At 48.3% G+C, this 26,802-nt stretch carries 16 protein-coding genes; 4 read left to right on the top strand and 12 right to left on the bottom strand.

Going from position 1 to position 26,802, the window contains the following annotated elements:
• Window positions 1-2 precede the first annotated feature (2 nt).
• The gene (locus QWI17_RS17820) at window positions 3-785 is read left to right on the top strand and encodes a lysophospholipid acyltransferase family protein (RefSeq protein WP_302723878.1); all 783 of its coding nucleotides are present in this window, start codon (window positions 3-5) and stop codon (window positions 783-785) included.
• Window positions 786-800: 15 nt separating this feature from the next.
• Here QWI17_RS17820 and QWI17_RS17815 read toward each other — a convergent pair whose 3' ends face one another.
• The 4 genes from QWI17_RS17815 to leuA all read right to left on the bottom strand — a co-directional run bounded on the left by QWI17_RS17815 (window position 801) and on the right by leuA (window position 6,494).
• Window positions 801-1,949 carry a pectate lyase gene (locus QWI17_RS17815; protein WP_302723877.1) on the bottom strand — a complete coding sequence of 383 codons (1,149 nt, stop codon included), beginning with the start codon at window positions 1,947-1,949 and terminating at the stop codon, window positions 801-803.
• Between the two features lie 97 nt (window positions 1,950-2,046).
• Window positions 2,047-3,357 carry a GGDEF domain-containing protein gene (locus tag QWI17_RS17810; RefSeq protein ID WP_302723876.1) on the bottom strand — a complete coding sequence of 437 codons (1,311 nt, stop codon included), beginning with the start codon at window positions 3,355-3,357 and terminating at the stop codon, window positions 2,047-2,049.
• A 57-nt stretch (window positions 3,358-3,414) separates the two neighbouring features.
• Window positions 3,415-4,716 carry a GGDEF domain-containing protein gene (locus QWI17_RS17805; RefSeq protein ID WP_302723875.1) on the bottom strand — a complete coding sequence of 434 codons (1,302 nt, stop codon included), beginning with the start codon at window positions 4,714-4,716 and terminating at the stop codon, window positions 3,415-3,417.
• Between the two features lie 83 nt (window positions 4,717-4,799).
• Window positions 4,800-6,494, bottom strand: coding sequence for a 2-isopropylmalate synthase (gene leuA, locus QWI17_RS17800; protein ID WP_302723874.1), 1,695 nt, complete (start codon window positions 6,492-6,494; stop codon window positions 4,800-4,802).
• A gap of 263 nt (window positions 6,495-6,757) precedes the next feature.
• On the opposite strand from leuA, the gene QWI17_RS17795 reads away from it, so the two are divergent.
• On the top strand, window positions 6,758-7,237 hold the full coding sequence (locus QWI17_RS17795; RefSeq protein ID WP_302723873.1) for an Lrp/AsnC family transcriptional regulator: 480 nt from the start codon (window positions 6,758-6,760) through the stop codon (window positions 7,235-7,237).
• A gap of 29 nt (window positions 7,238-7,266) precedes the next feature.
• Window positions 7,267-8,190 (top strand): carboxylesterase family protein, encoded by a 924-nt coding sequence (locus QWI17_RS17790; protein ID WP_302723872.1) that lies wholly within the window; start codon window positions 7,267-7,269, stop codon window positions 8,188-8,190.
• Window positions 8,191-8,235: 45 nt separating this feature from the next.
• On the opposite strand, the gene QWI17_RS17785 is transcribed toward QWI17_RS17790, so the two are convergent.
• On the bottom strand, window positions 8,236-10,860 hold the full coding sequence (locus tag QWI17_RS17785) for a CHASE domain-containing protein (RefSeq protein ID WP_302723871.1): 2,625 nt from the start codon (window positions 10,858-10,860) through the stop codon (window positions 8,236-8,238).
• 282 nt (window positions 10,861-11,142) lie between these two features.
• On the opposite strand from QWI17_RS17785, the gene QWI17_RS17780 reads away from it, so the two are divergent.
• The gene (locus QWI17_RS17780; RefSeq protein WP_302723870.1) at window positions 11,143-13,737 is read left to right on the top strand and encodes a bifunctional diguanylate cyclase/phosphodiesterase; all 2,595 of its coding nucleotides are present in this window, start codon (window positions 11,143-11,145) and stop codon (window positions 13,735-13,737) included.
• Window positions 13,738-13,773: 36 nt separating this feature from the next.
• Here the strand turns inward: QWI17_RS17780 and QWI17_RS17775 are convergent, their stop codons facing one another.
• The 7 genes from QWI17_RS17775 to gyrB form a co-directional block, all read right to left on the bottom strand.
• On the bottom strand, window positions 13,774-14,286 hold the full coding sequence (locus tag QWI17_RS17775) for a rhomboid family intramembrane serine protease (protein WP_302723869.1): 513 nt from the start codon (window positions 14,284-14,286) through the stop codon (window positions 13,774-13,776).
• A gap of 58 nt (window positions 14,287-14,344) precedes the next feature.
• Entirely contained in the window at window positions 14,345-19,630 is a 5,286-nt protein-coding gene (locus tag QWI17_RS17770; RefSeq protein WP_302723868.1) for a DNA repair ATPase, read from the bottom strand.
• A 67-nt stretch (window positions 19,631-19,697) separates the two neighbouring features.
• Window positions 19,698-21,662 carry a hypothetical protein gene (locus QWI17_RS17765; protein ID WP_302723867.1) on the bottom strand — a complete coding sequence of 655 codons (1,965 nt, stop codon included), beginning with the start codon at window positions 21,660-21,662 and terminating at the stop codon, window positions 19,698-19,700.
• Between the two features lie 34 nt (window positions 21,663-21,696).
• A complete protein-coding gene (locus QWI17_RS17760) occupies window positions 21,697-22,386 on the bottom strand; it encodes a DUF1449 domain-containing protein (protein ID WP_302723866.1) in 690 nt (229 codons plus the stop codon).
• Between the two features lie 59 nt (window positions 22,387-22,445).
• Window positions 22,446-23,129, bottom strand: a complete 684-nt coding sequence (locus tag QWI17_RS17755; RefSeq protein ID WP_302723865.1) for a PspA/IM30 family protein — start codon at window positions 23,127-23,129, stop codon at window positions 22,446-22,448.
• Between the two features lie 14 nt (window positions 23,130-23,143).
• Window positions 23,144-23,776, bottom strand: a complete 633-nt coding sequence (bacA, locus tag QWI17_RS17750) for a biofilm formation regulator BacA (RefSeq protein ID WP_302723864.1) — start codon at window positions 23,774-23,776, stop codon at window positions 23,144-23,146.
• Between the two features lie 596 nt (window positions 23,777-24,372).
• Window positions 24,373-26,793, bottom strand: coding sequence for a DNA topoisomerase (ATP-hydrolyzing) subunit B (gene gyrB, locus QWI17_RS17745; protein WP_302723863.1), 2,421 nt, complete (start codon window positions 26,791-26,793; stop codon window positions 24,373-24,375).
• Window positions 26,794-26,802: the final 9 nt, after the last annotated feature.

Below are 26,802 nucleotides of genomic sequence, written 5' to 3'. Positions count from 1 at the left end.
CATTGCTCTACCTACGCACACTGCTTTTCAATGCCGGTTATTACCTGACCGGGGTGATTGCCGGTAGCCTTAGCGTTCTGCTGTGGCCTCTATTGCCCTACCGGTTGCGTTGGCGCTTTATCACCTTATGGAATCGGTTTGTTATGTTTTGGCTGCGGGTAACCTGCGGTATCCGTTTTAAAGTCATTGATCAGCGCACCCGTAAAGACCACCCAGTTGTGGTCATGGCCAAACACCAAAGCACCTGGGAAACCATGTTTTTACAATATTATATGGCCCCCATTAGCACTATTCTTAAAAAAGAATTGATGCGCATACCGTTTTTCGGTTGGGGCCTGGCCGCATTGAAGCCTATTGCCATCGACCGGTCCAACCGTATGCAGGCACTCAAGGAAGTAAAAAGCAAAGGAATTGAGCGTTTACAGGAAGGTATCAGCGTGCTGATTTTTCCCGAGGGAACCCGTATGCCCCTCGGCAAAGTAGGCACTTACTACCGAAGTGGCGCTGACATTGCTTGCGCTGCTAAGGTTCCCGTGGTGCCGGTAGCGCACAATGCCGCCGAGTGTTGGCCACACAAGCACTTCCGCAAGTACCCGGGCACGATTACCGTGGTCATTGGCGAGGCGATGTATACGGAAAATGCCGACCGCAAAGCGCTGACAGAGCAGGTAAAAGTCTGGACTGAAACAACCATTGCCAATCTACCGCTGGCGCGCAAAGACGGTATATACAGCCCGCAACAAGCCGTGAAAAACACCCAGCCTGAACAAGAGCAGGCATCGTAACGGTGCGCCAATTAATCAAGGTGCTTCTGGCACCTTAGAGACGGGCCTCGCAACAACGTTCTGCCGCCACTGTTTGAGCTCTGCCTGCAATAGTGGCCTCGCCCAAGCGCCTGTATCGACGGGCCGCCCAAACCAAACTGTGCGCGCCGAACCGGTGGCGGAACTGTGCAACGGGGTGGAGCTGACAATGTCATATCGCTGTGCCCAGAGGGCCTTATCGGGTAGACGTTCCCTACTTTTAAGCGACGTGACGGAGCGCGTCGACGCCTCGGATTGCCTCGCCAACCAGCGCTGCAGCGTGTTGCCGCGAAACCACTCGGCCGCTCCTTCCACCGAGCGCACGATCTCCGCAGGTGGGCGTTTTATGGCCATTAAGTACCGAACCACTCGCACACTTAGCGGGACATTGAGTGCCGCTATAGCCTCACCATCCGCTGCATCGGCAAGGGAAGTACTCAACCGATACGCCGACGCCCAGATTGCGAGTCGGCTGTCGTAGGCCTGCTGCATACGCAACAACAATTGGTCGCCTTTGCGCACAGCTTCGGCCGCCTGCCGGCGCATATCAAAGGGAATGTAACCGTAGGGAATCTCTCCGGCTGCAACTTTGCGCAAAAACACCTGTGCATCGAGGGTTGTCGCGGTATCAATCAGCACGGCTTCGCCCTCTTGGGGCTGATCACTGGCCTGCAACGTCCAGCCGCCATTATAGACCTGTGAAGCCATAATCAATCGTATCGCCCGGCGCGCTGCGTTGCGATAGCGCACATCACCGGTTTGCAGATACACATGGGACAAATAAAACACTTGCGGAAAAATATTGTAGTTGCGAAAGCTGGAATCTTTCGCATTCTGATCTTTAAGATACTGCAGGCGCTCTGTGTCACTGAGCCGGCGAAAAGGATTGTGATAAGCCGGCCAGCCGCCATTATTGCGCTGCATTAGCAGTAAATTTTCGGCAACAGGCAAAATATCGGCAGGCGGATACTGACTTTTCTGTGCGCCGGATAAGCCACTTTGCTGATGCCAAAAATCAACCACGCTGGCAAAATTCGCTGTGGGAATTTCGCGATATACCGGCTCGTGAGCCGTACAGCCCACTACCCCCATCAAGGCGGCCAGCAGTATACTGAGACTGAGCGAAATAAGCGGCTGATTATTCATTCTATGTGGCGTCGGCAATGGCCAACCATTGTAGCGCAAAGACCGACTGGCGGCGATGCCATGGCCCTTTCGTAAAAGTCACCCACGTTAAGAATCGCTAAAGCTCATCGTCCAAAATGGAGCAATTCCTGCCCAGAGCCTTAGCTTTGTACAAACACGTGTCAGCGCGATCAAATACACTTTCAAAACTCTCACCGTCACGCATTTGCGCCACACCCAAACTGACGCTGACCGCCATGGGCTGTTCGACAAAGAACTCGCTAGAAAACACCCGGTGACGAATTTTTTCCGCGATCATCAACGACTGCGCCGAATTGGTTGCGGGGCAAACAAGTAGGTACTCCTCTCCCCCCCAGCGCGCCAGCAAATCATCGCCCCGGGTATTGTTCAATAATATATTTGATACCTCACGAATAACGCGGTCGCCTTCGGAGTGGCCGCGTCTGTCGTTGATGCGCTTAAAATGATCAATATCGATCAAGATAAATGCCATCGGTTGAACAGCCGCCATATCCAATTTTTCAAACGCGCTGGTTAACGCCCGTCGATTAGGCAAACCCGACAATGTGTCGCGCTCAGACAATGACTTCAGGCTGGCCGCTTCGCCACGCAACTCGCGGTGACGGCTGGCAAGGTGCCTGAATTTTTTTTCACTACCGCGGGCCTGTTTCCGCCAGTAAACCGCATTGTAGAGTAAATAAAGTACCATCCCGATAATCCACGTCAGCAGGATTGCCAAGTACCAGGTTTCTGCTTTCACCATGTCACCGGATAAGGTCACCTGATTGATGGTAAATTCATGTACTCCACCATTTAACCGATCTCGCGCATCAATCCCCATTAACACAACATTGCTAAAGTCGGGTTGGGTGTACTCTCGCTCAATGTCGCGGTTCACAAGCCACCATTCCGAAACCGAAAACTCATCAAAGCTAATTGCTATCGGTTGGTCTAAATCCCTTACTCGCAATGGCAGGGAAATATGCTGTGTTGAATTGAAATCAGAGGCGTCCGAATAATCCGGATTAAAGTTGCGAAAAATTAAAGATATTCGAGACTGATCACTGTTAATATCGATATCCAACAACAAGGTGTCGTAATGACTGAAGTCGATCCCTCGGGTAAAATCTCCCGGATCTAGCGTTAACTCTAGACTGACGCCGCAGTAGGTAGAGGGCAGCTCCATGTTAAAGCGAATACAACGAAAACTGAGATTTTCCTGATCTATCCACTCACCAAGAGTGCCTCCGCCCTCAGTTTTATCGTAATAAAGGTAGGTGATTTGGTCGGCACCAGCGACTAATTGCAACTGCCGCTTCGGTAAATAATCGCGAAGGGCAATAAGCAAAATGGTCAGTAGGAGAGCACAAAGCAATACCCACTGTTTTTGATTATCCGCTACAGCCAATCAGGTCACCTCGGAAAAGCCATTGTGGCACCACTTGTCAATACAGAAAATTTTGCGTCAAACATCTTCTGTTTCAACAACACTGCAATTGCGCCCCATAGCTTTTGCACGATAGAGGCAATCGTCTGCGCGGCGCAGGGCGTGTTCAAATGATTGTTCTGAGCCCATAGCAGCGATACCTAAACTTATGGTTACGGTCAATTTTTTAGCGGTAAAATACTCGTCATTAAAAATACGTTGGCGGATTTTTTCTCCCACTTGATGCGCTTGCTGTGTCGATGTATGCGGCAGCACGAGCAGAAACTCTTCTCCTCCCCAACGTGAAAGTACATCCTGCTCGCGGCTGTGATTGTGCAATATCTCTGCAACCCGGCAAATAACTTTGTCGCCCTCCAGATGACCTCGTCGATCATTGATTCGCTTAAAGTGATCAATATCGAACATCACAAGCGACACCGGCGCTACACTGGGTATATGCCACTGCTCTATCGCCTGCGCCAAGCCGTATCGATTGAGCAGACCGGACAGCCCGTCGCGCCGGCTAATTTCCGTAAGCACTTGCGTTTTGTCGTACAGGTTCTTGTGCTCATCCGCCAGATTTTCGTATTTCTTTGCCGTCTCTATCGCTTTTTTACGGTGTGTTACGCTAACAAAAATCAGGTAGAGCAAAGTTCCACTCCAAAAAAACACAATAATGCCGAGATACCAATGCTTTTCACTGAACCAAGGGCCGGTGAGCGCAATATGCTTTATAACAATATCGTTGTTACCCGCCGGTAAATTGCTCCCCATATTGATGCCAAGCAGTGTAATGTTATTGAACTCGGGTGACCGATACGGCCTTTCTAACTTGCGCTGGTTCATCCACCAATCGGCCAGACTGAACTCTGAAAAATCTATACGGAGCTCGGGTTCACGATCCTCGGGGCGGATAACAAACTGAATATACTGCGCGCTATTGCCGTCCTCGAGTGTCGAATACGCAGGATTGAAGTTGCGCAAAAAAACGGTGATAAGATCGGCCTGCGTGCGATAGTCCAACGCTAGAACGAGTTCGCTGTAATCGGAAAAATCAATACCTTGCGAATACTCATGTCCGAGCGCCAGATTAAACCCACAGAACTGTGATTCCAACGTCGCCTCGCGCCGGCAGCGCCAATGGTGTTGATCAGCATTGACCCAACTGGCGGTGTTAGCGCCACCTATACCGGAATCATCATACAAATAGTAGGTGCCCTCCGGATGAGGCATAAGCACGAGCCGCCGCTCGGGAATCCAGCGGTAAACAAGAACAAATAGTGCCGACACTATAAGTAGAACGACAATAGCAAGGTGACCTTTTTTAACCGATTGACTCAACCCGATCGCTCTCCTCATATAGGCCGCTCAAAGGCGGCTTATATCAGTTTAGCAGTAAAAACAGACCTTCAGAGAGCCAAAAATTAGCCAACTTGGTCGCGTTGGGAACCATCAACCGTCAAGGCCTGGGAACGACTAATACCGTTTAGCAAGGCGCGAACCGCCGCCGCGACAATACTTTTATCGCGCCCAACGCCAAAAACGGGCGGCTGATCAGAGATTTTCAACTCAATATAGCCGACCGCCTCTCCCAATGCTCCACCGCCTTGAATCGCGTGCTCATGGTAATCCACGACCTGAATATCGACACCTAACCGGTCTGCCAAAGCGGCCACAGCAGCCGCAATCGGACCACTACCCTGACCAAAGAGCCGCTCAGTATTACCTTTGAAGTCGACGTCGACGGCCAGTGTGACAGACTCGTCGGTACTGTGTTGCTCGATGTTCTTATAGGCCAGCTCGTTCGGGCGCTGTAAATATTCCGACTCAAACAGGGCAAAAATATCGGCACTGCGCGCCTCTTTTCCCGTGCTATCTGTGTGGGCCTGGACGATACGGCTAAATTCAATTTGCAGCCGGCGCGGTATATCCAACCCATACTCCTGTGCCAGCAGAAAACTGATCCCGCCCTTGCCGGACTGGCTATTGACCCTCACCACAGACTCATAATCGCGGCCCAAATCCTTGGGGTCAATGGGTAAGTAGGGCACACGCCAATGCTCCCCTTCCCTGCGGACAGCAAAACCCTTTTTAATAGCATCCTGATGCGATCCAGAAAATGCGGTAAAAACCAACTCCCCCGCGTACGGGTGACGTGGATGAACGGGTATTTTGTTGCATTGCTCGACTAATTGGCGCACTTCATCGATGCGACTAAAATCCAGACCCGGCGCCACCCCCTGAGTGTACATATTCAAAGCCAATGTCACCAAGTCAACATTTCCGGTGCGTTCACCGTTGCCAAAAAGACATCCCTCGACTCGATCTGCCCCCGCCATGATCGCTAACTCTGCGGCGGCCACGGCAGTGCCGCGATCATTGTGCGGGTGCACACTGAGTGTGATGCTTTCACGCCGCGCAATATGCCGATGCATCCACTCAATTTGATCGGCATAGGTGTTGGGCGTCGACATTTCTACCGTGGCGGGCAAATTTACTATCATTTTGTGATCAGCGGTGGGCTGCCATATGGCCGACACGGCATCCACAACCTCTTTTGCAAACTCAAGCTCCGTACTGGAAAACACTTCGGGCGAGTACTGATAAACCCACTCGGTATTCGGATATTGAGCTACCGCCTGTTTCACCCAATGGGTACCCTGCTCGGCAATGGCTTTGACACCGTCCTGATCCGTGCGATAGACAATCTCGCGAAAATCCGGTGCGGTGGGGTTGTACATATGCACAATGGCCCGATGGGCTCCCTGTACGGATTCTACAGTGCGGTTAATCAACTCTTCGCGGGCTTGGGTCAGAACCTCGATGGTGACGTCCGCCGGAATATGATCTTGCTCGATCAGCAACCGGACAAACTCAAAATCCGTGGCCGACGCGGACGGAAAGCCAACCTCAATTTCTTTGAAGCCCATAGCGACCAAGGCTTTGAAAAACTTCAGTTTAGTCGCCACTGACATAGGGTCAATCAACGCCTGATTACCATCGCGCAAATCGGTACTCATCCAAATCGGAGGCTGCTCAATGGCTCTGTTCGGCCACTGGCGCTCTGGCAGAGCAACGGGCCTGAAGGCTTGGTATTTTTGGCTTGGCTGCTTCAACATATCGTTTTCCCGTGTCTGTGTAGTTAGGTAAGCGGGTAAGGCAGTAACTCGGTGTCATGGGGATCACCCAAGGAACGCGCTACTATGAGCTTTTGGCTCGAAGCCATTGCCGGCGGGTGACCCGCGCTGACTTTCCTACCCTTTGCGTAAAGTCTAAAGGAGCTACAGCAGCATATGATTGCGAAACTACCGTTATATTTACATTAATTAGCATATTGTTGCGCTACTATCTCCATAAGTGAAATTTAGAAAGGGAAGGCTCAGTGACAACGCAACTCGACCGATACGATGGCATGATATTAGAGCGCTTACAGCGCGAAGGGCGTATTTCCAATCAGGAATTGGCCGATGCCATTAGCCTATCGCCCTCACCGTGCTTACGGCGGGTACGACAGCTTGAAGAAGACGGACTGATCGACGGCTACGTTGCTTTGCTTAACGCCCGCAAACTAGGCTTGAACCTAATGGCGTTTATCCATATCAGCATGGATAAACATACACCCGAGCGATTCGAGCATTTTGAGACCACAATAGCCAGCTACCCCGAGGTACTGGAGTGTCATTTGATCACCGGTCAAAGTGCTGACTATTTGCTTAAAGTTATTGTTGAGGACATGGATGCATTTCAGCAGTTTTTACTGGGTAAGCTCACCCGTGTTGAAGGGGTCAACGGTGTTCAATCTTCATTCGTGCTGAAATCCCCGATTCGCACGACAGCTCTGCCAATACAACACAGGGCCTAATGCATACCATGCAAATTCGAGGTTGCTCAATGCGCTTTATATCTACATTTTTTCTGTCAGGGCTACTCGCGACCGGGTCCGCCACAGCCGACAGCGAGACCGCGCGCGCCGAACCACAGCTCAAACGCATAAGCTATAACAGCACGGCAGACAATAAGGCGCGCGACTTTTATCTTTATTTACCGCGCGAATACGAGACCGACAGCGAGCGCTCATGGCCTGTTATCGTATTCCTGCACGGCAACGGCGAAAGAGGCAACGGAAAAGATGAACTGGATTATGTGCTAATACATGGCCCCGTTTACGAAGCCTGGATACAGAAAAATGACTTGCCGTTTATTATCATCTCCCCTCAGCTGCACATGTTTGATATGGACAAACGGGGCATAAGCTACATTGACAATCGCACCCGATCACAAATACCGCAGCGCCTGGAGGATGGAACACCGCCAAGAGACCCGTATTTTGCCACGCCACAAGCTATGACTGGCATGCCAGAACATAAGGACATGAGTAACGTGCCACCCATGCTGCCCGAAGGATGGGACAAGGTGGAAACCGACCTACTCAACATTATTAGCACGGTGCAAACCAACTACAGAACCGATAAAAACCGACTTTATTTAACCGGCATGAGTTATGGCGGCTTTGGCGCCTGGTGGCTTGCCAGTAAACACCCCGAGCTGTTTGCAGCCATTGCCCCGGTTGTGGGCTGGGGGCATCCGTCCTATATTGCGCCTATCGCCAAACATCAGATCCCAATTTGGCAATTCGCTGGCGGCCGTGATCAAACCGTGCCGGCGCAGTACTTTTACCCGGCGCTTAATCGACTCGAACAGCTCGGCCACCCCAACGTCCGATTCACCATTCATGAGGACATGGGACACGACGCCTGGCGGCGGGTCTACCGCAGTGAAGACTTCTACCGCTGGCTGCTCGACCAAAGCCGCTAGCGCTGGGCGGTATACACCTCAGCCAAAACCGTTGGCCGCGACGGATTAGCTATTGTTGGGCTCGGCCAAAGGCAAGCTGATAAAGAATTCACTGCCTTTGCCAAGTTCAGACTCAAAACTGATGCTGCCTTGCATTTTTTCTGTCAGCGATTTTGCAATGTATAATCCAAGGCCGGTGCCGCTCTTTTCCCGCGTGTCGGTGGAATCAGCTTGAGAGAATTTTTGGAAAATTTGTTTTCTAAAATACTCTGGCATACCCCGGCCTGAGTCCCGAACCGCAATCACGGCATGTTTACCTTCTACGCCCACAGATACGATAACGCTCGCACCCTTATTCGAATATTTAATTGCGTTAGACAAAATATTTACAATGACCTGTGTCAAGCGATGTGCGTCGGCCCGAATACAGGTGGCATCTGTCACGTGCTCTTGCCAACTTAACTCTAGGGTCACACCGAAACCATCCGCAAAGCCTTCAACTTGCTGAACGACCTGTTTCACTATCGATACCAAGGGAACATCGCTGATTGCAATTTTTAGTTGATCAAACTCCAGCTTTTCAACATCCAATATATCATTCACTAAGGCGTTCAGGCGCTCGGTATTATTGCGGGCAATGGTAATCATGCTTTTTGCCTTAGCACTGATTTCACCCGTGACACCAGCCTCTACTAATTTCAAGGAGCCCACAATAGACGTTAACGGTGTACGCAATTCGTGACTGACGGTACTGATAAATTCACTTTTTAGTTTTTCAGTTTTTTTCCGCTCGGTAATATCATGCAACATCACTACATAGTAGGAGCCTTGACTCAATTCTACCGAGCTAATACCGACCTCTACCGCCACTCTTTCGCCATTTTGGGTAATTAATGTGGTATCAAAAACCGTATTGTTGTGTTCATCGAAGAATCGGCTAATAGTGACTTTTTCTCTGGCAAATGCCTCTAGCCATTCATCAATATGAGAGCCACTGATCGTCGCATCGGTTGTCGAGAACAGTGTTACAGCAGATTGATTGTGGCGATGTATTACACCGTTTGCGTCGACCGTTAAGATGACATCGGTTGCGCTGTTCAAAATAGACGAAAGTTCGGCGGTCCTTTCATCCACCAGTTCGCCAATACGTTCAGAACGAACACTCAGCGAAAGTAAAAAACCTCCCAGCAACGCACAAAAAAGAAAACCACCCGCCAGCACCGTCCACGTTAGTGTACTTTTGTGCTTGGTAATAAACGTATCGGTAGGCTCTAACGTTATTTTCAACGCCGCACCTGCGAAGGGGTAGGTCTGCTCAAATCGCAACAATGGCGCCAATTGAGACAGCTTTGCGCTATCTAAAGTCGCGAGATTTTCTTGTTGGTTGCCAACATAATCTACCGCGACAGTAAATCCCGGGCTTGTACCGTAATCACTTATCAGCTTATTGATCAGTTCTTCCATGACAACGACGGCGGTGGCGAAGCCCTGAGTAGCGCTGAGTTGTTGACGACTGACACCTTTTTTATATACAGGGTAAAAAATAAGTAACGCTTTACGTTGCACGGTATCTTGTACCAGCTGTATCGGTGAGGTCATCACCGCCTCGCCTGTATTTGCACTACGTACCAACGCTTCGCGACGATTTGCTATGGAACCGACATTGAAACTTTGCGCCATTTCATTGCCGACTTTCGGCTCTATATATTTTACGAAAATATAATCACTATGCTGTCCGGCACCTACCAACACGCCCTCTTCGGAACGCTCGCGAATCATCGCGGGCAAGCCTCGCGCTGCCAGGGCTCGCTCCTCTTTTGCACGTTCAGGGTGTGCAATGTAAGCATTCCACGATAGTGCATAGAACGCCGGATTGGTTTCCAACACATCCTGCGTAAAAACTGCAAAGTCCTGTTCGGTGACATCTTGTGAAGCTTGTAGCAAGCCATCAATACTTCTCAGGACTCCCAGTTGCCCCGCCAGAGCCGAATTGAAGTTTGCTGCGAACGGGACACTCAATTGATTAAAGGCCTTTTCTAGCCGATCAAGTTCAGCGGTATTAATTCTCACAAAAACAAGCGTCATTAAGCTCGTCGCTATGACAATAGGCAAACCAACGTGAAGAGCGCGTTTTCGCCATACATCCGCCGGTTTGCCAAACGCTACATACATCAAGGGTAACGCCAACATGACACCAATGCTGTCGCCGATCCACCAGGTCCACCAGGTAACACCAAGGCTGCCGAGTCCCACAACCCCTGCTGCGTACAGAGCGGCGGTACAAAAGCTAGCACTGAGCACGCAAGCGATAGGCCCTGTTGCCAAAAGCAGGGTCGCTATTTCGCCCTCGCGGGTAAACGCTTGTCGCTCTTTTAATATGACCCGGCTCAGCGCGTGAGCCACTGAAACCGCGAGTGTAGTGCCCAACGCGATACCAGACGCTAATAAGCCACCTTCTGTGGTGAGTGTTTGGTTACTCTGAAAGCTAACCGTCAGATTGAGCGCCAGCGACCCCAAAAAGACTGCAGGCAATAGCCGTACGCCTACAAGCAGTACGGCGCCAATGGCAATCCCAATAGGTGGAAAAATAGCCGTGGCGAAACCAGGAGGAATGGCTAGCATGAGCGCCAATAGGCCCACCACCCAGTAAGCAACCACTAACGATAGGGATTGAATAAAAAACTTAAACAAGCGGCGATCCTTAACTAGTTACCCGAGGCTATTAGAAATTGTAGTCTGATAATCTGGTGCCAAAGCAATATATCATCAGAACACCATAAACATTGCCCGGCGAAGGCTTGTGAGCATTGATCGCCCGCAGCTTAAGAGCGCCCGCTTTCTCCAACTAGCTCAATTATTAAGCGCATAGGGCCACTTCGACACCAATAAAAGAACCACAACTGTTTTCGTTGGCGTATTTTTAAGCATGTCGCGCCAAATACGGCTATAGTCATTGCAACGATGTATTAAATTTTGGCAGTAGACAACCAATACCCTGCATATATGAATCACCACTCATCCATTCGAGCGACTGCCAAACGCTGGGCCATTATTAGTGTCCTGATAGTGATCGTCACCATGCTACTCGTTGAGCTAAGCCTTGAACGCTATATCGCTCAGGTGGAAGGTCAACAGCAGCAATTGATCGCTACCCAAGAGCTTAGCCGACTCAGTGCCGAACTCAGTGGTGTCCTCAACAATAATCTTTCGTTACTCAGCGGCTTAGCCGCGCATATTGCGATATACCCAGATATCAATCAGCGTGATTTTGAACGCTATGCCAGTACGATCTTTCGCCAGGAGCCTCTACTGGTTAATGTTGCGGCTGCGCCCGATCTCGTTGTCGAACTGATCTACCCTCTGGATAACAATAATCGACGCGCCGTCGGTCTCAATTATCGAACCAATATCGAACAGCTTCCCGCTGTGGCCAGCTTAACAAAACGCGGCGATATGATTTTGGCGGGACCGGTACAAATGGTGCAGGGTGGCGAAGCGGTTATTGGCCGCGCCGCAGTCATCACCGCAGACGATCAATTTTGGGGCATTGTTTCAGCGCCTATCTATACGCAAAAGCTTTATAAGGCAGCCGGTATACTCGACAGCAATCTCCCTGTTGAGATTGGCATACGAGGCTTCGACGGTAAAGGCCGTGACGGCGCCGTCTTTTTTGGCGACCCTTTACTGTTCGACGACCCTCTGACCCAACGCACAGAATTAACGGTTGCCAATGGCACTTGGCAACTCGCGGCGAGAACCAACTCGAACGTAACCGGGGGTCAGGGTACTACCTACTGGGCGCTGCGCCTGGCGATTTTGCTCATAGGTGCTACCTTAAGCGCTCTGGTTTTATATCGCTTTCGGCAAACGACACAGGAACAGGATTTTCAGATTGCTCTAAATAAAAATCAGACATTATTAGAAGAGGTGGGTAAGTTGGCGTTAGTCGGCGGCTGGCAGCTTACCCCTAGGCGAGACTCGTTAGTGTTAAGTCTTTGGAGCGAGCAAGCCGGGAACATCCTGTGTATGGATACCCCCAACCCCAGCTTAGCGGAGATACTGCGTAGATTTGACCCGAAGCAGGCTAATGACCTAGCCGGACATTTTAAAAAAGCCTCTCGTGGAAAACCCTTTGATGTAGAGCTACAATTCACGGCGCCAGATAGCGATCAACACTGGGTTAGATTCAAAGGAAAACCACTGGACGATACTTCTCCGCCCTACACTGTTCTCGGCTCTGTACAAGATATAACTCAGCGTAAAATTATTACCAATAAAATTCAGCATCAGGCTATTTACGACCAACTCACAGGTTTGCCCAATCGCTTGCTTCTTTCCAATCGTCTTAACAAAGCAATTCATCTGAGTCAAAGAAACGGCGAGAAACTCGCCATTTTGTTTATTGATCTAGACAATTTCAAGCCGGTGAACGATAACTTAGGCCACGCAATCGGTGATCAACTTCTCAGGGAGGTAGCTGCCAGAATCAAAAGCTGTGTCCGGACAACTGATACCGTTGCCCGTTATAGCGGAGACGAGTTTATTGTCATATTGATTGATTTGAGCGACGGTAAAATACCGGTGAACATTTCTCAGAGTATTATATCTAGTATCAACAAGCCATTTTCTATCGATCAGAATACCATATTTTGTGGCGCTAGTATCGGAATATCGCTTTACCCGGATGACGGTACAAATGCCGAGTCGCTGGTATCAAACGCTGACAAAGCCATGTACGAGGTGAAGAGATCGGGTCGCAACGGCTGGCAGTATTTTACCAAGATCATGCAAATAGAATCGGAAAAAAAGCATAATCTTACGACCCAATTAATTCACGCTATACAGAACCGAGAACTGAATGTTCATTATCAACCCATAATCGATTTAGCGTCGCACACCATTTGCAAGTGTGAAGCCTTAGTTCGATGGAGCAATTCGTCGACCAACATCACAACAGAAGCGTTTATTTCTCTGGCAGAGGAAACCGGTCGCATCAATGAGATTGACCGATATGTATTACAGACCGCTAGTGACTATATTACGCAGTTAAACAGGCAGACCGGTAAAGACATAGGCCTTTCGGTTAACGTGTCGCCAAGGGTATTCAGTAGTAAAGACGATTCGTTAGAGTTATGGATAGCAATTATTGAAAAGGCAGCTCAAAATTTACACATTACTGTGGAAATCACTGAGCGCTTACTGATTGATGAATCTGACCATATACTGTCAACCCTTAATAAGCTTAAGTCGTTGGGTGTAAGTTTAGCCATCGATGATTTTGGTACTGGCTATTCATCGCTCAGTTATCTAACTCGCTTTCCTATCGACATTCTAAAAGTTGATAAATCTTTTGTCAGCCAACTGGGAGTGCAGAAAACACCTGAATCTCTAACTAAAGCCGTCCTCAGCCTTGCACACAGTTTGGGCTTGCAAGTAGTCGCGGAAGGCGTGGAAACCGATCGTCAGTTGGCTATTTTGATGAAATGGAACTGTGACTTTGGCCAGGGCTATTTCTTTGGTAAGCCTATCCCCGGTGAAGAATTTTTATTGCTCCTCGAAGACAAGTAGATCTGGCCGTTGTCTCAGAGTTGGAATATTCACTTGTTATCCGCAACCAAGTTTTTTTGTTCCAACTATTGCGGAAAAAATAATACCAGCCAATGCGCCGAACAAATGAGACTCAAAAGAGACACCTTCCCGAGTTGGTAGTACTCCGTAAATCATCCCACCATATAGAAATACCACTAACATCGCGATAGCGAAACTCTTTAAACTTCGCTCAAACCAAGCAGCGACAATGAGAAAACTCCACAACCCAAAAATCCAGCCACTGGCTCCTATGTGAACAGCGTTTCGTCCGAAAGCCCAAACCAGGGTACCGCCAACAACAATAATAAAGACACTGGCAGTAAAAAACTGACGAATTGAGCGCAGTAAAAAAATGCCGGCCAACACACTAAGGCCAATTATATTGTTAAGCAAATGACTGTAGCTTGCGTGGATAAACGGCGCCGTCAATACACCAAACCAGTGTTGTTTGTCGCGGGGTATGATTCCATATTGAATCAATTCCCCCCCCATACCTAGATTAATAATATGTACGGCGAGTAAAAGCAAAACCAGGCCTGCAATAATACGTAGGCGCAGGTATAGAGATTTTTCAACGGTAGTAATACTAGCTCGTTCCTTTATTTGGGGTACTCGCCACTTCCGCCTCCAGTGACCTCAATTGGTTTGAAATGTCAGACATTTTTTCATGGGTACGCAAATCAATTTCAAGCTTCTTGTCCATACTCCTCACCAGAGGAAATATACTATGCTCTATTGTCTCAGCTAGTACGGTCAGTACTTTGTCGATACCAGGCACAGGTTCATTGACAACTTTAATGGAGGGTTTTGACTTTTTCACGACCTCTGACAGTTTATCTATCATTGCGGTTAGCGCTTCACTTGCTGCGGTATCACTGGATTCAACTTTTTTCGTATTGATCACAGCATTTGACAGGGTCTGTACCCCACTCACCAAATCAGCCAATTGGACGACTATCTTGCCGCCCGTATTTGCGTCATCGCCACCCATGGCTTTATTACGCTGGAAGTCTGTTTTTATTTGCTGCCAACGCGATTGCTGCTCTGGGCTCATATTTCCGCGAATTTCAGCCAACTTCAGTAGGTTATCTTCTGCGCCTGTGGTTAATAACTGTGCCTCACCCTGGTAGTGATCCTCAATCATTTGCATTAATTCGCGTTCGTTCATGACGGCAGATACCTTCTCCGTCATTTTGTTCATGTTCCGATAGCTACCTTGCAGCTTAAAGGGCGGCTCTGTTCGATATTTGTCGTTCTGCACAGCAGAGGCAATATACTGCTGGTTAATTTTGAGAATAACGTCTTGAATAACGAACATCTTTTGCAGTACTTGTTTGATTTCGTTAATTTCCGCCCCGCTATAGGAGTGGCTCAAGTCAGTCGTAGCAATGTTCACGCCTTTTGCCATATCGATGAGTTTATAAACATCATTCATTTCTCGAACGGCTAGCGGTGCCAATACCGGATTGGACGTCAGCGCATTCTCAACGTAACTCAACGCAAACTGCTCGTCCATTCCACCCAGTATATCGCCCAGATTGTATATATCCGCCCGGTTAGCAAGCATATCCGGAATTTTGAATGCCTCCCCTGATTCCGTGTAAGGGTTACCCGCCATAACGACACAGAATTTTCTGCCACGCATATCATAGGTTTTTGTTCTTCCCTTCCAAACACCTTCTATACGCCGGGTACCATCACACAAGGATATAAATTTCTGCAGAAATTCCGGGTGTGTATGTTGAATATCATCTAAATACAGCATGACATTGTTGCCCATTTCCAGGGCCAGATTTAGCTTATACAACTCCTGTCTGGCGGTTGCGTTGGGAGCCTGGTCCGGGTCCAAGGACATTACGTCGTGCCCCAAAGAGGGACAGTTGATTTTCATGAATATCAACCCCAGACGGTTTGCCACATATTCCATCAAAGTGGTTTTACCGTAGCCCGGAGGGGAAATCATCATCAACAGGCCCATAAGATCAGTACGCTTGTTTTCCCCCACCGTTCCCATTTGTTTTGCTAAATTGTCGCCAATTAGTGGCAAATAAGATTCGTTGATTAACCGGTTGCGCACGAACGAACTCAGCGGTCTTGGCTTATATTCCTCTAACCGCAATGCTTCGCGGTTGCGGCCAATTACTTCCTGTCGCAGGTTTAAATACTTCTGATAGGTAGGTATGACTTCGAATTTGTGTTGCTCCATACGCTGAAGGTAGGCGTCCAACGCAAAGCTTGTTTGTCTGTTTTCGATACGCGGGTGATCGCCGAGTAATCCGTTAAACGTCAGCTCCAGATCAGCCTCCGTAAAACGTCGCTCCAACCTCTCATCGGCGTTAATAAGCGCTACTGCTTCCGGTATATAACGGCGCAAATGCTCCAAGTCCTTTTCCACGATGAGCGCTTGCAACCATGCCACGGATAGATTCCAGCGCTCCGCTGGCCAACCCATCATTTTTTCCAGCGCCATCTGGTAGCGGCGCCAGGTATTATCGTCCATAGACCGCTTGAGCTCTTCGGCTAGCTGTGTTGCGTACTTACTGCCAATAAATTCAACACGTTCGCGGCTAAGCTCTGCGACTAGATAGTCCGCAGCCCGGCGAATATCAATACTCGATACCGGTATTGGGTGACGCTCGATGAAAACACAAAGTGCTTCGCGCACTTCAGTCGCTAAAAGCTCGAGCGCCTCTGTACTGGCAAATACCGTTTGCATGTGCGACGCAGACTGAGCGCGTTCTGGCCAGGTGTTAAAAGACAATAATTCGCGCTCGGATTGTTTCGGTTTACGTTTTACCTGGCTGTTTATATTTGCCCAGAATATTTGGGCTAAACCGCGACTCAATGGATCAAAACGCAGGAGGTCTGCGCGCTCCAGTGCGGGCAGTATTTCTTTCAGCAAGACGACCGCATCGTGATCATGAATACCTCTTTCATACCCCTCTTTGTACCTGGGAGCGGCAAAGTCCTTCACAATTGTCGCCAGCACGTCCTCGTCAAGAAGCCCTTTGTTTAACTTGTCCAGCGAGAGGCCATGTTGCTGCTTATGAGCCGCATCAATAATGAGCGACGCCAAAAACTCTCCGCGATAAACGTCCGGCGTTTCAGACTCCAGAGATAGATCCCAGAAGTCTTCTGAATCCTGTAGACCGGGATCTTCCACCGGCTCAAAATAATTTGTTCCTGTTAAATGTAAGTTCAGTTTTCCTTCGCGCGGTATTATCGTAAGGTCAAGCTCCTGGGTGTTAACTGAAAACTTGTGGCGGGGGCCCAGCTTAATAACATTGCCACCATCTTCAAAAATGTCACTTTTATCGCGCAACGACCGCAGCGCTTGCTCTTTAATTGCTTTATAGCGCGACTCAATATCATCGGCTTTTACCGAGCTGTCGAGTTCGCGCAACTGTTCTACCAGCTCTTTTGACTTTAGTACGAGCGCGTCTGACGCGAAATAAGTATTTAACTTGTCTGAATCTGTGAATTTTAACGAACGTTTTTCGACACTCAGCAAAATACGCTCTGCAGCATCACCGACCGATTGCGCCTTGCGCTGTCTGGCGTCAAGCAACTTTTGCTTGTGGCTTTCAAAGGACTCATAGACTTCTTCACGCTTGTCCATTATATCGGTCAGAAACTGGTCAAAATCACTAAATTGACTTTCAAATTCCTCCAACTGAACAAGCAGGCGCGATAACTGTTCGTCGCACTTTTCTGGGGTTGTGGAAAGGCCCAATGCATTGGTTATACTTTGAGAGAACAGTTTAAATTGAGCCGAAAATTGAGATTTCGCCTCCTCTGACCCTAGATTCTTTCGTTTGTGTGTTGCATTGGCCTTGCTCTGATTAAGCTTCGCATAAACTGTAGAAATGGCGTCGATGATGCGAGTTCTAACAGTAGCATCATCCACCTTTAGTGTGCCCATCAACTCAGACAGCAAATCAAGACTAAAAGCTGACTGCTCTATAGACTCTATAAGCGGCTGCAGGCTCGCATTGGTATTCGCTTTTTCAACTTCGCTATTGAGGTCTTCAATTTTCTGCAAAAAAGGGTCTAGGGAGTTCTCGTGTGATAGAAATTCAACGGTTTTTTTAGATACCGTTGCTTCAACCTCCCGTAGCTGTTCATCGAGCTCTTCAATTCTGACAACATCGATATAGCGATAATCTTTAATGGTGGTCAGGTGACCGCGTTGCTGGCGTATTTTTGCCAGAGCATCTACATACTCTTGTGCTGCAACCCAATTTTCAGATTGCACCGATTGAACCAGTATTTGCTGATTCCGCTCGGCCTCAGACATGGTTTTATCTGACTGCAGACGTATACTTTGAACCTTTTCAAATTCATCAATAACCAGCTCTGATGTCGCTGCAATATCCTTTACAATGTCAACGATCGCTTGGGTTTGTTCGGTACTAATCCAGTAGTGATCGTCAAATATTTTCTGGGCTGCTTTGCTAAGCTCTTCGTATAGGCGAAGCGATACAGACTGATCATCGATAATACGACTTATACTGAACAGGTCCGAAACACCTCGAACTAACTCCGCATTACCAATTTTACCGAGAAAGGTTTGGCTACTGGGTACCTTGCTCGCAAATTCTGCACTTTGATAGGGTGTTTGCCATACCTGCATGGGGTGTACGCGCGTTGGCTCACTTTCTGCCGAAAAAATAACCAACTGCCCATTCTCGGCGAGTGCATAACCGTGGCCGTATATCGGATTCTGAAGCTTTTTTTCAATTAAATTGTAAGCGAAAAGCCCTACGACTCCATCAATCGGATCGTAGAATATGTAGAGTACATCCTCACCGTTTGGCGATCGGATGGAGCGCTTAAACTTTAAACTAACCGAGACTTCGTCGAAATTTTTGAACTCTCCGGTTTGCAAATAGTATCCGCCGGGAAAGACTAGCCCGTGATCTTCTGGTAGCTGGACGCATGACTGGCCAATCGCATCAACCCTAATAACTGTCTCAGTCAACGAATTGAATATAAGATAACGAAACTCGTCTTCACGGTAGGGTTTCACACGCACTAGTATAAGGTCGCCTACCGACGCATAGGCTATTTCTGCATCATCGAGAGATTGGGTTCGATCTTCCACAGGCTCGCGATAGACGCCCAGCCCGTCTTCCGTATTGTTCTCCGTTTTTATTGTGAGGTCACCGTTTGTGGTCTCTACAAAAACGGTATCGAGAATATTGATATGAGCGTGGCGACCATGCACAATATCATCACGCGTGGTGTTTACCCACTCAAAGTCATACCGCGAAGGTAGTTTTATGTCTCGTTCGCCGCGGTTATCAATATACTGAACCTCTGTGCCATCGGCCGACACCGACCAGCGGAAAACACGTATATCATCCGGGCGCTCACCGATTTGAAATCCGGCTAACAGCTTTCCATCTTTAATAGTCAGTTCGGTCAATCGGGTTTGCTTGTAGTAGCGATAGAGCTCCTCGAAGTCGTTGACAAAGCCAGACTGAGACAAAAAAGTACCCGCAAAGGGAGCCGGCTTCATCTCATAACTTTCATTGGTTTCTTCAAGTTTAAATAATGCGAAAACGTCTTCAACTTTGGTTTCTTTTTTTAACCCAATAAAAACGTTGTAACCAAATAGGAGGTACTCACCAACCTGCACAATATCGCGGGCAATGCAGTTGTTTTCAGTGCGCACCCGAACGCGCGCCTTAACTTCCATATCCGCGCTACCAAACTCCTCAAGTCGCGCAGCGTTGAGATTCGAGGCCTGTTCGAAAAGAGCTTTGCTTTGAGCTTCTAGCCGCTTGCGTATGATTTCATAGGCACCACCTTCGGCTACTGCGCTATCGACAACATCATTGTTTTCCACCGCCACATCCGGTTGTTCCATATCACCACCTTTTACTCTGTACACCTAAAGAAGCAGGGAGCAGCTGCCCCCTGTTACCCGCAAATTTTTATCCTTGGGTTTCTTCTTTATCTGTCGATGTAAAGCTTGGAATAATGGGCTTTCCGGAAATTACACGATCGATTAACGACTGAATCGTGCTACTTTTGTCAGCCAGACCATCGACAGCTTTACCGATAGACAGCGATTTCGCAAAGTTGTCGAAGAAATGATCCTCACCGCCAACAATATCGATTTTCGCTTTTTGCAGCGCAACAGCAAGAACTTCTGCATTCTCCTTCGCGATATCTTTACCGGCGTCAATAGAAGCCAATGCCTCTTTAAGCGCAGTCTCTAAGCCCATACGATATTCTTCGTGTGCGCGCGCATCTTCACTCATGCTGTTCATCGCGCCAAATTTATCGACCAGACCATCAGCTTCGGCTTTGAACTGTTCGCGTGTTACTTCGGCATTTGACATACCAATTTCTCTCGCGGCTTTGGCTTCTGATTCGCCTTTTGCTGCAATTACTTCAGCTTCTGCTTTACCCGTTCCTAAGTGAGCGTCTGCTTCGGCATCCCCTTTCGCGCGAATAACGTTGGCCTCTGCAACACCTTCTTTTTCCAACGCATCCGCTTTGGCTTCCTGCACTTTAGCGTCAGCCAGACCAGGAGCGGCTCGCTCAGCCTGAACGCCTTCAGCAAGCTTTTTCTTGGAGTCGGCTTCTTTAGCCGATGCTTCAAGGTTAGCTTGTGCAATAGTAGTGATTTCTACGGCTTTGTGTTTTGCCGCAAGCTCTTCGGCCTCAGCAGCCTTGACCTGCTTGACCTTCTCTTCGTCGGCTTGCGCCTCGGCGGCAAGCACTTGTGTTTGCTTGGCGCGATCCGCTTCTGAAATTTCACGAACCTCTTTAATTCGCTCTTCTTCAATGGCGACTGTTTTGTCAACAGCGATACGTTCGCGAATAACATTCGCTATTTCTTTTCTCTCTACCTCTACAGCTTTTTCCGCGGCTATACGTTGGAGTTCTACTTCGCGCTCTCTGGAAACAATTTCCAGGTCCCTTGCCCGGGTTACTTTTTCAACTTCAATAACCACGGCTCTTTGGCGATTTTGCTCGGCCACTTCAATTTCGCGTTTTTGGTTCTCCGTTTGAACGGAAAGGTCTTGATCGGCCTGAATGGTTGCTGTTTCAAATTTGAGCCTTTCTTCTTCCTGAACCTTTTTGGTTTCAGCTTCTTCGCGTGCGCGTATAGTGGCAATTTCTCTTTCTTGCTTAGCTTCGGCATCCGCCTGCTGACGATCCAGCTCTAGCATCGCCTCCACGGTTTCAACGTTCTTTTTCTTTACGGCGAGCTCTTCATCGCGCTCCAGCATGTTTGTTGTCACATTCTGCTTCGCGGTGAGCTCTGTAATCTTTTTGATACCCTCGGAGTCGAGAATATTGGTAGGGTCGAGTGACGATTTTGGTGTTTGTTCAAGATAGTCGATTGCCACGTCTTCAAGCACGTAACCGTTGAGATCTTCCCCGATAACTCGAATAATCTTTTCGCGGAACTCTAAGCGGTCTTCAAATAACTTAACAAAGTCAATTTGTTTACCTACAGTTTTTAGCGCCTCAGAAAACTTCGCGTTGAACAGTTCGTTAACCGCGCCTTTGTCAGAGGCCCGATTGGCGCCAATGGATTTGGCCACTTTCAAAACATCCTCCGCGGTTTCATTGACTCTTAAGTAGAAGGCAACCGTGATATCAGCTCGCATATTATCCGCACAAATAAGGCCATCCTTGCCTCTTCTGTCGACTTCGAGCGTAATCAAAGAGATTTTCATCATCTCTTTTTTGTAGATGATCGGATAGACCAGAGCACCGGTAAAATGCACTTTGGGTTTCGCTGACATATCATTGACGATAAGGGCCGTACCCTGATCGACCTTGACATAGAAGGCTTTGAATAGAGCCGCAAACCCCATTAAGACAATAAAGAAAATGCCAGCGCCAATTGCGATTGGCATAAGGCCTGATAGATCAGCCATAGTGGTTACTCCGTTTCCAAATTAGTTAAAGTAATTATTCGTTTCCTAAGAACTCTTTTTCCGATATAACCCGGAAAGTGTTTTTCTCTTTTAGGTGCTCGAGTAGAACCACACGATCACCCTTGCTAAAGGTCTCGCCAGATGTAGACCTAACTTTCAGTAGTAAACCAGCACCACCGTCTTCTAAAATTGCTTCGCCAAATGTCTCATCGACTACTGATGTTCTTACAATAGCCGTTTGTCCCACCACATATTTAATGGCCTGGTACTGGGAGCTCTTAAAAAGGGGGCGAATCGGTTTTATCACCACCGCTGTCACCATTACCGCGAGATATAGGCAGAACAACAGAACGGGTATTCCAACCAGAAAACTGACAAACCCGCCAGGAATAAAACCAAACAGGAAGTGCACGATATAGTAGGAAATTAGCCAGCCGAACAAAGCAATAAATGAAATAATAATCGTTAACGGCACACCGTGTAGGCCAAAGCGCAACATTAAACCTGCTAGCATCTCGGGATTGCTAAGCCCATCACCCTGTGCGCCGACGCCGTCCGGGTCCGGAAGATCGAAATCCAAAAATTCGATATCGATAAAACCCAATACAGCCACCAACCAGTACAAAACCGTTATGACCAGTAGAAACGTAAAGATTACGGTGGGAAAGGAAGATATATTCTGATAAAAAGGGTCCATATCTTCGAGAAAAAAGATTGTAAACATTGGCCCACGTCCCTATTCTATTTTGATGGGCGACCAAAACACGGCCGCCCTAATAGCTGTTATTTTTTCTTTAAACGCTCAAGAATGTCATCGGCACTTTTGCCACTGGGCGCAATACCTGCTTCTTCAAGTTTGGACTTTAAAGACGCCTCCGTAGTTTCTTCGGATATTTCTTTAGCCGCTTCCATTTGTGCCGCTTTCAGTGCTTGCTTTTCTTTAATTCGTTCCAATGAGTCCATTGCGGTTCTCATTTTTGACTGCGAGCCACTATGTCTTTCTGCCACGGCGGCCTGCGCTCTTTGCACATTCTCCGTGGCCTTTACCGTATCCACTTGCTGTTTGAAGCGTTTCAGGTTTTGCTCGGCCTGCTTTATCGCAATGCGCAGTGACGTCAGGCTTTGCTCAAAGCCTTTTGCTGCGTCAGCCTCATTTGCCAACTGATTCTCAAGGTCAGCTAGCTTTTCCGCCACCTCGCGGGCGAGCGCCTCTTCGCCCTTGTCTAGCGCTTTTATCGCATAACTTTCGTGCTCTTTGATCTGACCTTCAATCTGAGCGCACCGCTCTTCAGCGACCTTTTTGCGCGCCAGTATATCGGCGAGACTGTCTTTTGATTGCTTTAGCTCCTCGGCAGATTCGCGAATTTCCTGATCCAGAATCCGCAAAGCCTGGCTATCTACAATGGCTTCACCGGCTTCGTTTACGCCGCCTTTAAGGGCTGTCATCATTTTTGACCAAATGTTCATTACTATGCTCCTGATTAACTCGCCGCGACGGATAGTTTTAAATGTTCGCCATAGGCCTCGGTCGCCTGAATCACATTGCTCGCCAACACCTCGATTTCAAAGACCACATTGTGCAACAATGACGTGGAACTAAGGGCTCCGAACATTTGATAGTAATCTCCGTTGGCGCCCATCTGGTCAAGGCTAATGGTAGAAAGCGGAAAGTATTTATGAGTCCTAAGAATTAAATCGTTGAATCGAGCAACATCAACCACTTCGTCTACCGACCAAAGTACAGACTCAACAATAATCTGATCGCCCGCCACGGTTAGGAAAATCGGCAAGTCACCATACTCTTTCATGGTGATGTGTATCGCCTTGTCTACCCCCTCAATCAGCTCGACACTCGCCATATCACTGGTAAGCAACTCTGTATTGGTAAGGGCTTCATATAGGCTGGTAGTATCCCAACTATTCTCTCGTCTCTCAGTCATGCTTTTTTCTCCTTTTAAAGCAAACGACTCGCCACGCTCTCTTAGCAACTTCTCTAGCTCAGCAAGTTGTCCCGCATTTTCTGGAAGTATCCAGACTTCTTTCTTAACCAGGCCCTGTTCACGGAGCCTTTTTCGATATTCGCGCTGATAGTGTGCAGAAGATTTCGCTTTCATAGGATCATCTTAGTTTGTTACATGTGATACTGTCAAGAAATTACATGTAATATCAACAGTATCGTTTTAGTTACGGCACTGGGGCCAATCAAAAACGATAGTTCGGGTATCAAATGCACACTAGCAGACGCGTGCTGGACGGGTTGTGTTTTAGCTTGGGCAGAAATAATTCAATATCCTTATGAGTGGGCGCTTATCCTTAAAACAGGGCGCTGACGGAAACTTGGCCCCCTTATTTTATGCTCTGATACGGGACATGTACCAGCTAACGCAGACTTCGGAGAAGTATATCCAATTATCTATGTGTTAGGTATGTCTTCCATATTATCGGTTTACTGTTGCAATTTCTGGTCACTCTGGAGCGCTTTTTTGGCAATTGCACATCAGGATGCAGGGGCGGCACACCTTAGTTGCAACGAATGATGCGAACCCGCAAAAACGAAGAGAAAAAGGCGTTGGCGCACTGAGCACCTAACAGACAAAAGGTGCAAGCCTAATAATATCCCAGTTGATTCGCTTCGACACATTAGCTTCCTATAAAAAAGGCGCCAATACAAAGTAAAGGCGCCTCAAATTACTTAATAGTGAATACTTACTTACACGTCGAGGTTGGCCACCGCCAGTGCGTTGGTCTCAATAAAATCGCGACGCGGCTCGACGTTGTCGCCCATCAGGGTAGTGAAGATTTGATCTGCGGCAATAGCGTCTTGAATCGTCACTTTTAGCATACGACGACCCTGTGGATCCATGGTAGTTTCCCACAGCTGCTCGGGGTTCATCTCGCCCAGTCCTTTATAGCGTTGAATCGAGTAGCCGCGGGTTGCTTCTTTCATTAACCATTCTAATCCGGCGTCAAAGGTGTCGATTTCCTGAGTTTTCTCGCCGCGCTTCACATAGGCACCTTCTTCCAGCAAGCTATCCAGTTTTTCACCCAAACCAATAATGGTACGGTACTCACCAGAGGCAAAGAATTCATGGTTAAACGGGTATTCTGAGGCAACGCCGTGTTCGATAATCTCAATGTGAGGCAAAAACAAGTGCCGCTCCTGATCTTCCCGAACGGTCAACTCATAGCGGTCAGCACCGGCTTTGTGGCTATTGTGGAATTTAGAAGCCAGAACTTCACACCACTCGGTCATCACTGATTCATCGCCTAATTGCTCAGGCAACAGTGACGGCATATATATCATTTGTTCCAGAACTTCGGCGGGGTAAAGACGCGACAGCCGTTCGATCGTGTCCATTACACTGCGGTATTCGGTCACCAGGCTTTCCAGCTGTTCGCCACGAATACCTGGATCCTGAGGATTTACATGAAGACTCGCACCCTCGAGCGCAGCCTGGGTCAAGAATGCGATACGCGCAGGTTCATCTTTAAGGTACTGCTCCTGTTTGCCTTTGGCGATCTTATACAGTGGTGGTTGTGCAATGTAGACATGACCACGCTCGATCAGCTCGCGCATTTGACGGAAGAAGAAGGTCAGCAGCAACGTGCGAATGTGCGAACCGTCAACATCAGCATCTGTCATGATAATAATGCTGTGGTAACGCAGTTTCTCGGGATCAAATTCAGTTTTACCAATACCACAACCGAGCGCGGTAATAAGGGTGCCCACTTCGGCACTGGATAACATTTTGTCAAAGCGCGCCTTCTCAACATTCAGAATTTTACCTTTCAAGGGCAAAATAGCCTGAGTCTTACGCGCCCTGCCTTGCTTGGCAGAACCACCGGCGGAATCACCCTCCACCAGGTAGAGTTCTGAAAGCGCAGGGTCTTTTTCCTGGCAATCCGCAAGCTTGCCAGGTAGGCCTGCTATATCCAACGCACCCTTACGGCGGGTCATTTCACGAGCTTTACGGGCCGCTTCGCGGGCGCGGGCTGCATCAATCATTTTGCCCACAATCTGCTTGGCTTCTGCAGGGTTTTCCAACAAAAAATCTGCCAGATTATGGCTCATTTCCTGCTCTACCGCTGTTTTCACCTCGGAAGATACCAGCTTGTCTTTGGTCTGAGAGGAGAATTTCGGGTCTGGAACTTTAACTGAGATAATGGCGGTCAAGCCTTCGCGCGCGTCGTCACCAGTGGTACTGATTTTCGCTTTCTGCGCTAAACCTTCTTTCTCAATATAGGTGTTCAAGCCGCGAGTAAGCGCAGCGCGGAAGCCAGCCAAGTGCGTGCCGCCATCGCGCTGAGGAATATTATTGGTGTAACAGAATATGTTTTCCTGGAAAGAGTCGTTCCATTGCAACGCTACTTCTACGGCGATGCCATCATCGCGCTGATCCGTGAAATGTACGACTTTATTAATTGGGGTTTTATTAACATTCAAGTGCTCAACAAACGCTTTTAAACCACCTTCATACTCATAAACTTCTTCTTTACCGCTGCGCTCATCTTTCAGCACAATACGCACACCTGAGTTCAAAAATGATAGCTCCCGCAAGCGCTTTGCCAGCAGTTCATATTCAAACTTAATATTGCTAAAGGTATCAGCTGAAGGCTTAAAATGAATCTCTGTACCGGTTGAGCTGGTCTCTCCTACGACACTGAGTGGTTTTTGCGGCACACCATGCTTATAGACCTGTTCATTAACCACACCAGCACGGCGAATGGTTAGCTTCAACTCTTCAGAGAGGGCGTTTACAACAGAAACCCCCACCCCGTGCAGACCACCAGAGACCTTGTAGGTATTGTCATCAAACTTACCGCCAGCGTGTAGAACCGTCAGAATTACCTCGGCAGCAGAAACACCCTCTTCGTGCATTTCCGTAGGGATACCGCGACCATTATCAGAGACGGATACCGATTCATCTGGGTGGATTACCACACGAATTTCCGAACAGAAGCCCGCTAGAGCCTCATCAATGGAGTTATCCACCACCTCAAAGACCATGTGGTGCAAGCCTGTACCGTCGTCTGTGTCCCCAATATACATACCCGGGCGCTTACGGACAGCATCAAGGCCTTTAAGTACCTTGATACTGGACGAGTCATAATTGGGTTTGTCGTCTGACATAGTAGGTCT

It is taken from the genome of Gilvimarinus gilvus (assembly GCF_030518155.1).
GTDB classification, from domain to species: domain Bacteria; phylum Pseudomonadota; class Gammaproteobacteria; order Pseudomonadales; family Cellvibrionaceae; genus Gilvimarinus; species Gilvimarinus gilvus.
Note: the sequence above shows the minus strand (reverse complement) of the source record. Positions and strands in the feature narration are given on the sequence as shown.

What these genes read in the sequence shown, in the direction of transcription:
- QWI17_RS17815 (WP_302723877.1), bottom strand. Translation starts at nt 1,949, where the DNA reads ATGAATAATCAGCCGCTTATTTCGCTCAGTCTCAGTATACTGCTGGCC.
- leuA (WP_302723874.1), bottom strand. Translation starts at nt 6,494, where the DNA reads ATGTTGAAGCAGCCAAGCCAAAAATACCAAGCCTTCAGGCCCGTTGCT.
- QWI17_RS17790 (WP_302723872.1), top strand. Translation starts at nt 7,267, where the DNA reads ATGCGCTTTATATCTACATTTTTTCTGTCAGGGCTACTCGCGACCGGG.
- QWI17_RS17770 (WP_302723868.1), bottom strand. Translation starts at nt 19,630, where the DNA reads ATGGAACAACCGGATGTGGCGGTGGAAAACAATGATGTTGTCGATAGC.
- QWI17_RS17765 (WP_302723867.1), bottom strand. Translation starts at nt 21,662, where the DNA reads ATGGCTGATCTATCAGGCCTTATGCCAATCGCAATTGGCGCTGGCATT.
- QWI17_RS17760 (WP_302723866.1), bottom strand. Translation starts at nt 22,386, where the DNA reads ATGTTTACAATCTTTTTTCTCGAAGATATGGACCCTTTTTATCAGAAT.
- QWI17_RS17755 (WP_302723865.1), bottom strand. Translation starts at nt 23,129, where the DNA reads ATGAACATTTGGTCAAAAATGATGACAGCCCTTAAAGGCGGCGTAAAC.
- bacA (WP_302723864.1), bottom strand. Translation starts at nt 23,776, where the DNA reads ATGAAAGCGAAATCTTCTGCACACTATCAGCGCGAATATCGAAAAAGG.
- gyrB (WP_302723863.1), bottom strand. Translation starts at nt 26,793, where the DNA reads ATGTCAGACGACAAACCCAATTATGACTCGTCCAGTATCAAGGTACTT.